This window comes from Lysinibacillus sp. G1-3 (assembly GCF_056322905.1).
This window is the reverse complement of record NZ_JBWHYQ010000010.1, coordinates 123,567-138,087: the sequence shown is the minus strand read 5'-3', so window position 1 is coordinate 138,087 and position 14,521 is coordinate 123,567. Positions and strand designations below refer to the sequence as shown.

Here is a 14,521-nt window from a genome sequence, read left to right as displayed (position 1 = left end):
TAATTGGAGATAGAAAATCTCTGTAAGAAAAAAAGTCATATAGGGGAATATGATTCCCAATCTATATGACTTTTCATATTGTTTAAAACCTCTTACTTTCCAAAGGAAGATAAAAATTTAACTCGATCTCCCATAGGAGGCGTGTTATTATCTGTTAAAACTACTTCCAAGACTGCTGGTCCATTTAAATTCATTAAGTTATTTATCGTATCTTGGTTAATATCTTCTAGTTCCGTTACTTGGAAATTTGGAATGTCCATAGCTGAAGCCAATGCACTAATACTAATTGGATTTTGCTCAAAAGATGGGTGAGTACGGTGGAACTGTAGAGCATGTCCATGGTATACCATTCCTAAGCGAGCATTATTCATAACAATAAACAAGATCGGTAGATTATATTCTTTTGCTGTTAATATTTCCATTCCATGCATGAAAAAGCAACCATCACCTGTGATACATACAACAGGGCGTTCAGGTTCAGCTAACTTTGAGCCAATGGCAGATCCAATTCCACTTCCCATTGCGCCAAAATGAACATTAATATCATAAGTATCATTATCTAAAACCTTCATGTGATGAATGACATAGGACATAAATTCACCAATATCAATTGTATATCTAGTGGAGGATGGTAAATGTTTTTGAATACTTAATAGAACGTTTTTCGTATTATATTCTTCCATATCTCCAAGAGGCTCTTTATTTTCTTTACCCTCAAGAGCAGTTTCTTTTGTTGTATGCCCTTTAGTTCTTAACTCTTCTATAAGTAATAGTAAACTTAAATTGATATCACCTAGCACAGGTAAATCAATCTCATATTTTCGATTGAACACCGATTGATCATAGTCCATTTGTATAGAAAAACGGTTTTTCGTAAGATTTAAGTTGTAGTTATTTGTAGCTGTTTCTCCTAAACTTGAACCCACGATTAACAATACTTGTCCATCGCCATCAGCTATTAATTCTGAGGCAGCCTCGTGGCCAGCAAAGCCGAAAACGCCAACTAGAAGAGGATGATTCTCTGGAATGTATCCTTTTGCTTGCGGTGTTGTTAGAATAGGCCAATTTAGAATTTCTGCTAACTCTAGTAATTGCTCAACTGAATTTCTTACGCCTTGTCCTACTAAAATGTATCCGTTCTTTCTCTTTATTAGCTCTTCAGCTACATTTTTAATAGTATCCATAGCAGGAACTATTGCTGTTCTTTTTGGTGGAGCTGGTATTTCTATGTTTTGCACTATTTCGTGTTGAACATCTATTGGTATAGCAATATGTACTGGACCAGGCACTCCGGATATAGCGATTTCGGAGGCTTTTACTACTTCTTTCAGTAAATCCTTTGATTCTTTAACTGTTACACTGTATTTAGTAACTGGTTGAAAGATCGGCTGAGCATCCAACTCTTGCGAAGCATTTAAGCCGATTGTGCTAACTGGAACAGCACCGGTTAAAAATAAAACCGGTAAATGCTCGCGCATAGCATTTGCAGCACCTGTTACTAGGTTTGTCCCACCAGGTCCACTACAACCAATACATACGCTCATCTGGTTTGTATATTTTGCGTAAGCTGCGGCCATATATGAAGCAGCGCCTTCATGTTTCGTTACAATCGGTGTTAAGTCTTTCATATCATACAGTTCATCAAAAAATGCATTGACTGAACCTGCTGGAATACCAAAAATATATTGAACACCGTTACCTTTTAAATATTCTAAGACCGTACGAGCTGCTTTCATTATAAATCTCCCTTTTTTTATAAAATAGAACGTTAAGTTAATAGAAATATTTTTTCACAATATCTTCAGCCTTCATGGGCTTACTAAATAAATAACCTTGCATTAAATAACAATTTTGTCTCAATAAAAAATCGGCCTGTTCTTTTGTTTCAACCCCTTCAGCAATAACTTCAAGCTTTAAATTTTGAGCGAGGGTAATAATTGTATTTGTAATCGCCGCTGCATCATCCGTTAACATCTCTTGTACAAAGGATTTATCAATTTTTAATGTGGAAATCGGCAGATTTTTCAAATAACCTAAAGATGAATATCCGGTACCAAAATCATCAATGGCTAAATTTACCCCAAGTCCCTTTAATTGTATCATTGTTTTTAATGTTAATTCTGTATTTTTGACAATTAGATTTTCAGTAAGTTCTAATTGTAAATACTCAGGTGACAAGTCTGTTTCCTGTAGGACATTTTCTACAATAGAAAATAAATTACTCTGTTCGAATTGATGGACGGATAAATTTACAGACATACTAATGAAAGGCCAACCTTGGTTATGCCATTCTTTCAATTGCTTGCAAGCTTCTTTAAGAACCCACTCACCTATAGGGACAATTAAACCGGTTTCTTCAGCAAGTGGAATAAACTTATCTGGTGTGATCATTCCGTGTTCTCGATGATTCCATCTTAATAAAGCTTCAACGCCCTTAATTTTGTTTGTTTTATAGTTTATTTGTGGCTGATAGAAGATAATAAGTTCATCTCGCTCTAACGCTTTATATAAATCATTTTCAAGCTTGATACTTTCAAAAGTTCTCGTATCCATTCCTTCGCTAAAGAAATGGTAGCTAGTACCTGGTGTTTCTTTTGATTTGTACATAGCTGTGTCTGCATTTTTGATTAACGTATCTGTCGTATCCCCATTATCAGGAAACAGGCTTATACCAATACTTGTTTTAATGTATATTTCATTGTCTATTAAGTTGAAAGGATTAGAGAAAGAAGCATTAATACTATTAATAACCTTCAAAATGTCATTTTCACATTTAATATTAGGCAAATAAATTGTAAATTCATCCCCTCCTTGGCGTGATACAGTTGCATCTTCTGGGACGCAAGTACTTAAACGTTTGGCAACCTCTTGAAGTAATAGATCACCATAGCTATGTCCAAGCGAATCATTTACTAACTTAAAACGGTCTAAATCCAAATAGAGAACTGCTAATTTTTCTCCGTTCGCTTTTGCATACTTCAGCCCTTGAGTTAGTCTGTCTATTAAAAGAATTCTATTCGGTAAATTCGTTAAACTATCAAAATAAGCGTGGTATTTAATCTTTTCTTCTAGTTGCTTTCTTTGAGTTATATCTTTAAATGTGACAACTTCTCCTACAATATTGTCTCCTTCTTTTATTAAGGAGGTTACATATTCTACGGGAAAGTTGGAGTTGTCTTTTCTAAAAAACACCTTGTAGCTGTTGAAATTATTATTTAAAAGGGATGAAATAATAATTTTGTCTTCCGTTTCATTACCACTCATAATAATATCGACGGATTTTCCGATTAATTCTCGCTCTGTTTCATAACCTAACATGAGTGCACCAGCTGGATTGCAGAATGTAATGTTTCGATCAAGATCTAATCCAAAGATACCTTCACCTGCAGAGTTGAGAATTAACTCTTTTTCACGGCTAAGCTGCTGTAACTCCGCTACAACTTTTTCAAGCTCTTTATTTTTGACTATTACTTCTGAGGTTCTCTCCTCAATAATGATTTCTTGCTTTTCCATATATATAAGGTTTGATAATGCAGATGCTGTAGTGTCAACAATGGATTGAGCTAGCTGTAATTGAGTTTCTGAATAGAAAAATGCTTTTTCTTCAAGATTAACAATAGATATTTGCCCTAAAATTTCACCCATTGAAACTAGAGGAAACATAACTAAACCGTTTATGCCGAAATTACGACAAACTTCATGATTAGGTCTTTCATCCTCAAATACATTTGAAATAAGAATGGCTTTTTTTGTTTCAAAAACCTCCTGCATTACAGCATCATTGCTTTGATCAATTTTAAATTTGTTATGTGTCTTTAGCCAATTCTCTTCTGTCCAATCACTTTCCTTACTTAACTTAGCCGGTTTCACTCTTTTTTCTGCTAAAGGATCTAAAAGGTGAATCCCTATATTTTTATTATCTAAAAATTTCTCTAAGTAGAAAAAGCATTTATCAAGGCTTTCTTGTAGTGAGGAGCACATTGATAAGTCACGTGTAACATCAAGCAGCAACTGCTTTTCGTTAATAAGGCGTTCTTTATAAGTTAAGTTGTTTGCATTTTGAATAGCAACAGCAGCCATATTCACATATGCCTCGACCGTTTGAATTTCTTCGTCTGTTAAGTTCATTGGAATTCCATAATCAAATAAAAAAACAAGGCCAAATAACTCTTGTTCAAAGGAGATGGGAAGAACTAATAAAGATTTAATATGGAACCCCTCAACTGCTCTGGGATCAGGTCGACTATCCTTCGAAGTATCAGGAATATAGATGGTTTTCTTTGTTTCAATTACTTCTTTTGCTAGTAAATCTATTTCGGTATCAATTATATGCATATTCAAAGTCCAGCCATTAATAACTGCTGGTTTTCCTACATATCCTCTGAATGTACCATCTTTTTGTGGTAAATAAATGCCCACAGAATCACATGTGACGATTTCTTCAGAAATTGCTATTGTTACCTGCTCTAATACTTCACGTAAATCTAGCTTCATATTAATCATTTTTGTTATATTAGCCAGTCGAGAATACCTCGTTTGTTCCATAGACATATATATGAACCCCCATTTTTATCCTTATCTTGTATAAATTTTTATTAAATTATTTCTTAATTCGTATCGAATGTCCCAGTCTTTTCATTTTACAGTAGTGATAAACAGGTAGGTAAGAAAATATAAAAATTAGTAAAAAAATCTTAAGAGCATTATGTCTTTTTACTAGTAGCCTTTTTATATAGGACTACAATCATTCTTTAGGTGAAGTATTCCTTGTATTTCAAGTAGCGAAAGTAAATTTAAATATATCAAACAGTGGTAATTTCTTGGGCGACTTTTTGTTGTAGGTCTAAAGGAGGGAGATAATTAGTATTCAATAGAAAATATTGACATTTATTTTTCAGATAACTAAACTTAATTGGAAATAGAGCTGGGGAGGGACTGCCAGTGGAATTCATTAAATTAAATTGTCCGAATTGTAATGGGAAAATTGAATATAAAGAGGAACAATCATTCAAATGTCCTTTTTGTGAAACCGAGATAATGTTGAAAGAGAATAAAGTTTATTATGTTGATCAGACGATTAATAATTATTATGGTACAACTTCTGCCAATAAAGCTACACGTCCAAAAACGAATTTAAAAGCTCTTTTAATGGTACCGATTATAATCCTTTGTGCATTCCTTGGCTATTTCCTCTTAAGTAGCAATCAAACAGAAAATGGTAACCGTGAGAAAATATCTGTTCGAAAAATGCCTGAAAGCGAAGTACTTTTACTCTTTTTAAAAGATATTTTTGATAAAGGTGAAGCTTTGCCAACTAAAGAAGAAATCGCAAGTATCCGTTATTTGGCAGCCTATCATTCTGAAGATCAGTGGCATTTTGATTACAGTCTTGATGATCCATTTACAAATAAGCAAGCCAAAATTTCTAACTATATCATTATGGATAAGTTATTAAATACACAAAAAATCGAACAAAAAGATTTTGAAGCCTTTACTGGTCTGACGGTATTGAATTTGATGGGCGATTATGAAATATCACAAAGTGGAAATGTAAGCTTCCGCCATCTGGAAGGTTTAAAAAGCTATACAGGTAGTTTTAATGAATCATTTAGTAAAATTGCTGAATATTTTAGTGATAAGTCTAATGTTGTAGAGCTTTCTATCCAAATTCGAAGTAATGATGAACTTGCTTTATTATTAGAGTTCCCCAATCTTCAATCACTTGAAATTTCGTACTACACTGAGACGGTTACAGACTTCCCTCTGCTGAATCAACTGCCATTAAAGTCATTGACCTTAATGTCTGCCAATGATTTGAAATGGTTGTCTTCATTAACAGATTTAGAGTCGCTAACAATAGATCTAAGTGAAGCGACAGATTTTAGCTCATTCTATTCACTGAATCAATTACAAGAATTGAAGCTTACAGCGGTACGAAATTTAAAAACGCTTGATTTTATACAAAACATGCCCAACCTGCAGTCGCTTGATCTTGAAAATATGGATATTACAAATGTAGAACGCCTTAGAAATAAGTCTTCATTGACAAAATTGCGTTTAGCTTCACGTTTTAAATTAGAAGTGCATGATATTGTAAACAGCCTGACTTCTCTGACCGATTTATCGATAACTGGTTATCATGGTGAAATATCGTCGATTGTAGCACCTCATTTAAAAAAAGCAGAATTAACAAGTTCTTTGCTCCCAAAGCTAGAGGCACCTGTTTTAAAATATTTGACTGTTGAAATAAGTGGAGCGCAGTCGTATTTGAATGGAGAAGAATTACTAAAATACCCGCAGCTAGAACAACTTACAGCAATGGAGGGAAGTGATTTCATAGGCATCGCTTCTTTAAATCGACTCCCAAATCTGCAAACAATAAATTTAAATGAGACAACTTTTTATGAAGAGACGAGTGAGTTATTCAATTTACAGCATGTAAAAAGGTTAAATTGTAATGAGTGTAAGTTTCAAATTGATAGTCAAAGTTCGTTTAACAACAACAACCTGGAGCATTTAACTTTGAATGATGCATCTTTTCAAATAGACAATGGTGACTGGGTGAACGAAGTTGATAAGGTTATGCCTTACTTCGCTGGCTTTTCAGCTCTGCATTCATTCACTTTACAAGATAGTTCACTACAATCATTAAGTTTTATGGAAAAGTGGCAACAAATTGAGGAGCTTCATTTAGAAAATAATGCCATTTCAAATGTAGAGCCTTTGGTGAATTTGCCTAATTTGAAAAAGCTATATATTTTAGGGAATCAGGTGCAAAATACTTCTGTTCTAGACAAAGGAATTTTGATTTATTAAGGTAATTTCAATCAGGAGATACGTATCACTAAGCTATTTAAATTTTAGGTAGTTCTTCTTGCATTGAAATGAGCCAATTAAAATCATCCTCAATAATTATTTGAATGTCTAAGCCGAGGCTCATTAACTTCTCGGCTTTTAATTGTTTCGTACTTATACCACGACGTTTGTTCCCAAGAATAAGGAAATCTGTATCCTGTGTAACCGCCCCTTGCATAATTCCTCCACAAGCTCGTACTCTTTTTGCAGCTTCTGAACGTGTCATAGTGGAAAGGGCCCCTGTAAAGACAATTTGTTTATGATGAAATGGATGCTTTAAACATTCTGATGGGTCAGAAAGTAAGATGACTTCTGTGTTGTCCTTATTGTTGTTCATGTTGACTCTCCTTGATTGAAATAAGGTTTCTACTTAATGTATAGGTGACATTGATTTGATTCTACATTTAAACTAGTTATGGGAAATCGTATCATAAGTAAGAGATAAAAAATAATAGATCCGTTAATTATGAATACTTGTATCTATAGAAAAAGCTAAGAGTATGTGAAATTTAAATTGATTTCGCATACTTTTTTTCCTAAAGAAGGATTTTATAAATAGTGCCCGAACTAAGGAATAGAACGGGCAAAATATAAACTAGCTCATTATCAAAAGAAAGTAAGGGGAAAAGGGTGGTTCATGGTGATTCAATTCCAAAATAATAATATTACAGTTTTTCAAAGTGCATTATATATGACTACTTCGGCAATCATTCAAACGAATGAAGCAGTAATTATGACAGATCCTAATTGGCTACCTACTGAAATTGACGACATTAAGAGGCATATAAACGAGATTAGAGGTGATAAACAACTATATATTGTTTATACACATAGCGATTTTGATCATATTATTGGTTCTGGGGCATTCCCAGAAGCTAAGGTAATTGCCTCAAAACAATTTGATGAAAATCCTAACAAAGAAGACATCATGCAAAAAATTAAACAATTTGACCAAGGGTATTATTTGAATAGAAGTTATTCACCTCAATATCCAAATGTAGATATTGTCGTTTCAGAGGACGGGCAAAAAGTAGAATTCGATTCCTTTACCATGACATTTTATCCAGCACCTGGTCATACGAATGATGGTTTATTTACAGTTATTGAGCCTTATGGTCTGTTTCTTTCTGGCGATTATTTGTCAGATGTTGAGTTTCCATTTATTTTTAGCAACTATAAAGACTATGTAAATACGGTCAATAAAGCTGAACGTATTTTGCTTAATCATGAAATAACGACCCACGTACCTGGGCACGGTACGACAACGCAAAATCAACAGGAAATTCAAAAAAGGATAAACAGCTCGAAGTATTACTTAGAGCAGCTTCCTCATGATAATGAAGAGTTAGAAAAATATTTAAGTGAAAAATATTCATTTTTTGAAGGGATGAGAGGCATTCATACTGACAATAAGAAAATGGCTGAAGAAATTTTGTAGAGGAAGCATTCATTAGTGCTTCTTTTTTTGTTTTTTAATTCGCATTTGTCCGTACATATTTTCTGCTCATTTTACAATACTATATCTAGATTATTTATTTAAATGGCAGGAAGGGGAGAGGTAGAATTGGCTAAGCACTCAGATATGAGTTGGAAAAAGGATCACCCAAGCACTTTGTTTGGGAACTCCGTCCAAAAGGCGGAGCGTTTGTTGAAGCATGTAAAGTCACACCCAGAGGAAATAGCTATTGAACATGCATTCAATCAAATCGAACATGCAGAAAATGCATTTATGAATGCAAAGGAATATGGTGAGCATTTGGATACAGTCCAACAAAATAAAGAGTACTTAGAGCAGATCAAGCAGCAATTACACGAAATGCAAGACAAATAGTGACTGAATAAATAAAAATAACTTTTAAGCGGCTTAAGTCCAATAATTGAAAGGGGACTAAGCCGCTTCATTTATTCTTTTGTTTGCTTACAGTAATCCCAACGTTATGCAAGTGTTGCGAAAGATGGGGTGACTGAGCACCTTTCCTGGGAAATATTTTTAATGTTCGGTTTAATTTTATGTTATTACTAAAGTTGGAATGATATTTACGTATGTCATGAATGGTAGATAAGGTAGGAGCGCCCCTGGAAAGCGCCTGGTCGGAACGCACATCAACTACATGTTCTTAATCTTAAATTAACACCAAACGATTATTTTATACGGTGTGGTTTGTGCAGGGATACTTCTTGTAGTAGGGCCATAGATCACAATTAAGTTTCTATTGGCTAGGCTTTTTGAAAAAGGTTGCCCATTTTTGAGCAAGATAAGTGTATAAGCAGAAACATTTAGTTGTAATTGACCATCACTACTAACTAATTGGTTATTAAAAAAGTCGACTTTGACATTTTGATTGTTATTTTCCTTTACAACAACAAGTGCTCGATATTGAGGCGGATATATTAAAGGGACAGGTGCATTCCCATCATAATATCCAGTAACCCGATCGCCGGGAGTCACAATTTCTTGATTCACAAAGTAAGTGGAAGGTGAGACGACAAAATTGACGATGCCCTGAGTACTATCTTCTACCGTCATCAATTTATAACAGCCTTCCTTTTCACCATTTTGCCCAATAGGGAAATCATCAATCTGAGTAACGACACCACGAAATGATTTAAAGTTTACCATTGCAATTCCTTTCTTTATAAAATTTCAAGCAATCATTGGTGAGACAAAAGCCTTGTTATTTATTGTTTACCCGAAGGAGCTAAATTGAATTCATGACTAAAAGAAAATCAACAGCATTATTTTTAATTTATGAAACATATCCAATTTGGGTGACAGAGAATGATTGTAAGAACAGGTTTATATAATACATGAATCAATATATACTTAATTGGCAAACTATAAACGTTATTTTTAAGAGGAGGGGAGCCTATTGAAGTGGATTTCTAAAAACAAGAAACTCCTTTTAATATTCATCATTATTATTATGTTTATTGCTGGTATACTCGATATCAAATATGAGGGATTATTCTTTCAACTATTACCTGAATCTGTTCAAAACTATTTTGCTAATATTTTTTAAGTAGAATTGTATTTTTTAGGGCATAGAGATTGGCTAAAAAACTCGTCTATTTATTTTTGGAATTGGATTTTTATCCAATTCCTTTATTTAATTTCACTGCTAATAATTGCTGTAGAAAATGATTATCTTGATTATCGAAAAGATAGAACTTCATAATGTGGAAAGGATGTTTAAAGAATAAGTCATTATAGGGTTAAGTGGTGGTGAGACAATGAATGAAGTTGTAAAATCAATTTTATCTCCAAGTGAAGAATATAAGGTTGAAATTATTAAAAGAAATGACGGTCTATATACAATAGAGATCTTCAGATGGTTTGAAGGCGATATCGACTATTCATATGAGTATTGGAATCCTATCACACAACATTTTTCACTAATGGATACAGAAGAAAGTGCAATGAAAATTGGTGTTGAACAATTAAAAGTACACTCTGGTGAAATATTTGACCTTTAACATAATTAGCAACTGCGATATATTTTGACTTGTATTAAAGTAATTGTTCAGAAGGTGTTGACATGGAGCTAACTCCATCTTTTAAAGTGAAAATATTAAAAGAATGGGGTGATGTGAATGGCTATTATTACTTATGTATTGATAGGGTTATACGCATTATTGACAGGGATTGTAGGCTTGCAGCAATGGAGAGAGAAAGGACATCAAGTACGAACATTTTTGTTTATGGTCTTATCTATCTGTATGCTTGTAACGATATTTTTACCGAACAAAGCTCTAGTACTGATGTTGCTAATTCTTGAATTTGTTTTGTTACATGTATTAGCAGTTGCGGAAGGGCTAGTAACAAATAAACAGCTTAGATATAGTCATCATATCGTTCGCTTCATATTCCATTGTATATTGCTATTAATGGTTACCTTCATTCAGTAAAGACTTCCACCTTTCAAAATCCGAACGCAATTACGCCAAGGCGATATTGATAAATAATTATTTACGAGTAGGTGATGATCATAAAAATCGGTGAATTTGCTACATGTACTAGTCTTAGTAAAGACACTATCCGTTATTATGAAAAAATGGGTCTATTACGTCCAGAAATAAATAACAAACATCGTGAGTATAACGAGGATCATATCGAGATCATTAGTACAATTCTAAAACTAAAAAAATGTGGTTTTTCACTTCAAGAAATTAAAATACTTTTTGAATGGTCGCAAAATACGGACGAAAATGATGAATTGACAGAAGCGGAAATTCAAAACCTTCAACAGATGAAATTATTATTTCAAAATAAGTATAAACAGATGATTCAAAGAGAAAAAGAGATTAAACAAATAAAGCAAGCCTTACAACGTGCTGATAATAAAATGGAGCAGTTATTAGAAAAAAATAAAGGTAGATTTTAAAAGCTTTAATAGAAACGGATAAACAAAGGATGATGGAGGAATATGAAGAGTTAGTTAACCGTGTAATGAATCAGATGGGTGATTTTGATATTGGTGGTTGGAAAATAAAAAGTCCTGTAATAGAATGAGTTTTACTTTCTTGGTTAGACTAAAAAGAAATAATTTTAATAAAACACTAGAAAATAATTAGAAAATTCTATATATTTTATGTATAGTGGAGCTGGTGCAAAAACAAGACTGGTTCCATATTTTTATGTTATTATATAAATATAATAATAAAGAAAACCTCATTATTTTATGAAAACGCTAGCCAAATTTAGGACGATTATTCCATAACGTTTAAATAAAGGTAGTAATTCTTAATGGGGGAATAGTAGGTTTTTCTCTTGATTTATTAAGGGGAAGGCTCGAAAAATGCACATAACTCTCATATAGATAGTTGATATTTTAATCTTTATGTAATTATGATACACTGCAATAAGGTAATAATTGATACAGAAAAGATGTACTCCTAAGTTACTCTAGAGCTTACTGTGACAGCAGGAGAGCTTACATCCTTTCTGCAAATCTTAATATATAAGGAAGGTAAAAATGAGTAACAGACAAATTAAATCAGATGTTATCTTAATTGGTGCCGGAATCATGAGTGCGACTTTGGGGACAATGCTTAAAGAATTAGCACCAGATTGGAAAATTACAGTGTTTGAGTCGCTTGATAAAGCTGGTGAAGAAAGTTCTCACGAATTAAATAATGCGGGAACTGGGCATGCGGCACTTTGTGAGCTTAACTACACTTCAGAGAAAAAAGACGGATCAATCGATATTAGCAAAGCGATTAACGTTAATGAACAGTTCCATGTTTCAAGACAATTTTGGTCTTATCTTGTGAACAATAAACTAATCAGTAATCCACAAGACTTTATTATGCCTTTACCTCATATGAGTTTAGTACAAGGGAAAGAAAATGTAGAGTTTCTGAAAAAACGTCATGAAACGATGACAAAAAATCCTTTATTCCAAGGTATGGAATTTTCTGATGACCCAGAAAAACTAAAGGAATGGATTCCTCTTATTATGCAAGATCGTCCAGCAGATGAAGCTATCGCTGCGACAAAAATTGACACTGGTACAGACGTTAACTTTGGTGCATTAACACGTATGTTATTCGACCACTTAAAAAATAAAGACGTTGACATCAACTACAATCATAGTGTTGAAAGCATGAAACGTACTAGCGATGGTTCATGGGAAGTACGAGTGCACGACAAAAAAGGCTGTAAAATGGAATACCATACAGCAAAATTTGTCTTCCTTGGAGCTGGTGGAGGAAGCCTAGAATTACTACAAAAATCAGGTATTCCTGAAGGGAAACATATTGGTGGATTCCCAATCAGTGGATTATTCCTAGTATGTAAAAACCAAGAAGTTGCTGAGCAACATCACGCGAAAGTATACGGAAAAGCTAAAGTTGGTGCTCCACCAATGTCTGTTCCGCATCTTGATACACGCTATATTGATAACAAAAAATCTTTATTATTTGGACCATTCGCAGGTTTCTCACCTAAGTTCTTAAAAACAGGTTCAAATATGGATTTATTTGCTTCTGTAAAACCGCATAATATTACAACGTTATTAGCGGCAGGAGTTAAAGAGATGGGATTAACAAAATATTTAATCCAACAACTTATGTTATCTAAAGAACAACGTATGGAAGAGCTACGTGATTTCATTCCAAATGCTAAGAGCGATGATTGGGATATTATTGTAGCTGGTCAACGTGTACAAGTTATTAAAGATACTGAAGCTGGTGGTAAAGGTACGCTTCAATTTGGTACGGAAGTTGTAAGTGCTTCTGATGGCTCAATTGCTGCATTACTTGGAGCTTCTCCAGGTGCATCTACTGCTGTACACGTTATGCTTGAGGTAATCAATAAATGCTTCCCTCAACATGTTAACGAGTGGGAGTCAAAAATTAAAGATATGATCCCATCATACGGCAAGTCATTAGCAGAAAATCCAGAGTTTCTTAAAGAAATTAACGAAGCAACAGACGAAGCGCTTCGTTTAAAATAAAATTAGATGTAGAAACAAAGAATGTAAACGATTTGTTTCTACAAAATAAAATAGAACCTTCATTCTAATTTAGGGTGGAAGGTTCTATTTTTTTATTTCACAAATGGAGTTGTAGCGATAATTTTCATCCATAATATCTACTATATTCAAATAGACATTAATTAATGACAAAATGGCAATAATTTATGAAACAAATATTTATTTATATAAAAGCAAAATAAATGATTAGAAGCACACCTTTTTCTAGCAAACAAAAGGTGTGCTTCTAATTTTAAAATTTAAGCTTGGAATAACAAAATTGGATAGAGCGTTTGATATATATTGAACAAAAGAATAGCAACAAAGAAACCAAAAGTGCTAGCGGAATGCTGAAAGCGACCGGAAGCTCAGCGCCATTCCAAATGCTCATTTGTATTTGTTCCAAGCCGAATGTTCGTAAAATGCCGGCTACTATTGATAGTAATGCACTGAAGACCAGCCCTGCATAGAGGACGGATAGTACGAGAAGGGCTAATGAGCAAAAAAAGCTTTGAATGATTTTTATGAATGTCATTCCTTTTCCCTCCGTATAATTTGTTGCACCTTGGCGCTTTTAGCAATCGAATAGTTTTTTGTATAATAAAGTGTTTGTATATGACAATTATCGCCTACTGCTACAATATCTCCGTCAACAATTTCTGCATCGGTATAGGAAAGATGTATTTGTTCACCTTTAATATATTTACAATTCAACTTTTTCTTTAGAAAAGATATAGATAACGAATCTTTTTCTACATGTATCACATCTGCAATAAGCTTTTTAATCTCATTTCCACCAGACATTTTTAATTGAAAATGTTTTGCCTCTATTTCATTCGCTTTAACAAAACCGACTGCATGAAACTGTTCTACTTGTAAGTTTTGTTCAATGGCCAACTTCCCAGAACTATTCAATTTTGTTATTCGCCCATTGCGCATATTTAAGCTCCCCGCACTTTTAACCTCATTAATTTCACAAAAATCTTTTATAGAGCATGATCCTGAACTATTTAAAATCTGTGCTTCAACGCGGGAATGAAAAGAGCTATGACCATGAGTAGAGATTTTTTTTACGCGTATTTCTTGATGTAAAGTAACAGAGCCGCGGATATTTAATTGCTCACAATCTGCTGCTAAGTCTCTAATAGAGCCGTTAGTAAGGGTTACTGTACGTAGTTTTTGAATCACGGATA

Annotated in this window: 14 protein-coding genes; 8 read left to right on the top strand and 6 right to left on the bottom strand. The window is 33.7% G+C overall.

Annotation, left to right across the window (positions count from 1 at the left end; translation table 11 throughout):
- Positions 1-92 precede the first annotated feature (92 nt).
- Complete coding sequence (locus tag ACVYAD_RS12530) at positions 93-1,736, bottom strand: thiamine pyrophosphate-binding protein (RefSeq protein WP_349660187.1); 1,644 nt, start codon at positions 1,734-1,736, stop codon at positions 93-95.
- 37 nt (positions 1,737-1,773) lie between these two features.
- Complete coding sequence (locus tag ACVYAD_RS12525; protein WP_476426643.1) at positions 1,774-4,551, bottom strand: bifunctional diguanylate cyclase/phosphodiesterase; 2,778 nt, start codon at positions 4,549-4,551, stop codon at positions 1,774-1,776.
- 390 nt (positions 4,552-4,941) lie between these two features.
- On the opposite strand from ACVYAD_RS12525, the gene ACVYAD_RS12520 reads away from it, so the two are divergent.
- The gene (locus tag ACVYAD_RS12520) at positions 4,942-6,816 is read left to right on the top strand and encodes a leucine-rich repeat domain-containing protein (RefSeq protein WP_476426642.1); all 1,875 of its coding nucleotides are present in this window, start codon (positions 4,942-4,944) and stop codon (positions 6,814-6,816) included.
- Between the two features lie 37 nt (positions 6,817-6,853).
- Here the strand turns inward: ACVYAD_RS12520 and ACVYAD_RS12515 are convergent, their stop codons facing one another.
- Positions 6,854-7,192 (bottom strand): BRCT domain-containing protein, encoded by a 339-nt coding sequence (locus tag ACVYAD_RS12515; RefSeq protein WP_349660190.1) that lies wholly within the window; start codon positions 7,190-7,192, stop codon positions 6,854-6,856.
- 300 nt (positions 7,193-7,492) lie between these two features.
- Here ACVYAD_RS12515 and ACVYAD_RS12510 point away from each other — a divergent pair, with 300 nt between their 5' ends.
- Together ACVYAD_RS12510 and ACVYAD_RS12505 are read left to right on the top strand one after the other, a co-directional pair.
- On the top strand, positions 7,493-8,293 hold the full coding sequence (locus ACVYAD_RS12510) for an MBL fold metallo-hydrolase (protein WP_476426641.1): 801 nt from the start codon (positions 7,493-7,495) through the stop codon (positions 8,291-8,293).
- A gap of 126 nt (positions 8,294-8,419) precedes the next feature.
- Entirely contained in the window at positions 8,420-8,686 is a 267-nt protein-coding gene (locus tag ACVYAD_RS12505) for a hypothetical protein (RefSeq protein WP_079563395.1), read from the top strand.
- A 297-nt stretch (positions 8,687-8,983) separates the two neighbouring features.
- Here ACVYAD_RS12505 and ACVYAD_RS12500 read toward each other — a convergent pair whose 3' ends face one another.
- Positions 8,984-9,475 (bottom strand): hypothetical protein, encoded by a 492-nt coding sequence (locus ACVYAD_RS12500; RefSeq protein ID WP_349660192.1) that lies wholly within the window; start codon positions 9,473-9,475, stop codon positions 8,984-8,986.
- 250 nt (positions 9,476-9,725) lie between these two features.
- On the opposite strand from ACVYAD_RS12500, the gene ACVYAD_RS12495 reads away from it, so the two are divergent.
- From ACVYAD_RS12495 to ACVYAD_RS12475, 5 genes are all read left to right on the top strand, one after another.
- Positions 9,726-9,875 (top strand): hypothetical protein, encoded by a 150-nt coding sequence (locus ACVYAD_RS12495; RefSeq protein WP_476426640.1) that lies wholly within the window; start codon positions 9,726-9,728, stop codon positions 9,873-9,875.
- 211 nt (positions 9,876-10,086) lie between these two features.
- Positions 10,087-10,329, top strand: coding sequence for a hypothetical protein (locus tag ACVYAD_RS12490; protein WP_476426639.1), 243 nt, complete (start codon positions 10,087-10,089; stop codon positions 10,327-10,329).
- Between the two features lie 117 nt (positions 10,330-10,446).
- Positions 10,447-10,761, top strand: a complete 315-nt coding sequence (locus ACVYAD_RS12485; protein WP_476426638.1) for a hypothetical protein — start codon at positions 10,447-10,449, stop codon at positions 10,759-10,761.
- A 74-nt stretch (positions 10,762-10,835) separates the two neighbouring features.
- Positions 10,836-11,237, top strand: coding sequence for a MerR family transcriptional regulator (locus ACVYAD_RS12480; protein ID WP_476426637.1), 402 nt, complete (start codon positions 10,836-10,838; stop codon positions 11,235-11,237).
- Positions 11,238-11,828: 591 nt separating this feature from the next.
- Positions 11,829-13,310, top strand: coding sequence for a malate:quinone oxidoreductase (locus ACVYAD_RS12475; protein ID WP_476426636.1), 1,482 nt, complete (start codon positions 11,829-11,831; stop codon positions 13,308-13,310).
- A gap of 271 nt (positions 13,311-13,581) precedes the next feature.
- Here the strand turns inward: ACVYAD_RS12475 and ACVYAD_RS12470 are convergent, their stop codons facing one another.
- Entirely contained in the window at positions 13,582-13,863 is a 282-nt protein-coding gene (locus ACVYAD_RS12470) for a hypothetical protein (RefSeq protein ID WP_476426635.1), read from the bottom strand.
- On the bottom strand, positions 13,860-14,516 hold the full coding sequence (locus ACVYAD_RS12465; RefSeq protein ID WP_476426634.1) for a hypothetical protein: 657 nt from the start codon (positions 14,514-14,516) through the stop codon (positions 13,860-13,862). The genes ACVYAD_RS12470 and ACVYAD_RS12465 overlap by 4 nt, the downstream gene beginning before the upstream one ends.
- Between the last annotated feature and the right edge of the window lie 5 nt (positions 14,517-14,521).

What these genes read in the sequence shown, in the direction of transcription:
- ACVYAD_RS12530 (WP_349660187.1), bottom strand. Translation starts at nt 1,736, where the DNA reads ATGAAAGCAGCTCGTACGGTCTTAGAATATTTAAAAGGTAACGGTGTT.
- ACVYAD_RS12490 (WP_476426639.1), top strand. Translation starts at nt 10,087, where the DNA reads ATGAATGAAGTTGTAAAATCAATTTTATCTCCAAGTGAAGAATATAAG.
- ACVYAD_RS12510 (WP_476426641.1), top strand. Translation starts at nt 7,493, where the DNA reads ATGGTGATTCAATTCCAAAATAATAATATTACAGTTTTTCAAAGTGCA.
- ACVYAD_RS12500 (WP_349660192.1), bottom strand. Translation starts at nt 9,475, where the DNA reads ATGGTAAACTTTAAATCATTTCGTGGTGTCGTTACTCAGATTGATGAT.
- ACVYAD_RS12480 (WP_476426637.1), top strand. Translation starts at nt 10,836, where the DNA reads ATGATCATAAAAATCGGTGAATTTGCTACATGTACTAGTCTTAGTAAA.
- ACVYAD_RS12525 (WP_476426643.1), bottom strand. Translation starts at nt 4,551, where the DNA reads ATGTCTATGGAACAAACGAGGTATTCTCGACTGGCTAATATAACAAAA.
- ACVYAD_RS12485 (WP_476426638.1), top strand. Translation starts at nt 10,447, where the DNA reads ATGGCTATTATTACTTATGTATTGATAGGGTTATACGCATTATTGACA.
- ACVYAD_RS12515 (WP_349660190.1), bottom strand. Translation starts at nt 7,192, where the DNA reads ATGAACAACAATAAGGACAACACAGAAGTCATCTTACTTTCTGACCCA.
- ACVYAD_RS12475 (WP_476426636.1), top strand. Translation starts at nt 11,829, where the DNA reads ATGAGTAACAGACAAATTAAATCAGATGTTATCTTAATTGGTGCCGGA.
- ACVYAD_RS12470 (WP_476426635.1), bottom strand. Translation starts at nt 13,863, where the DNA reads ATGACATTCATAAAAATCATTCAAAGCTTTTTTTGCTCATTAGCCCTT.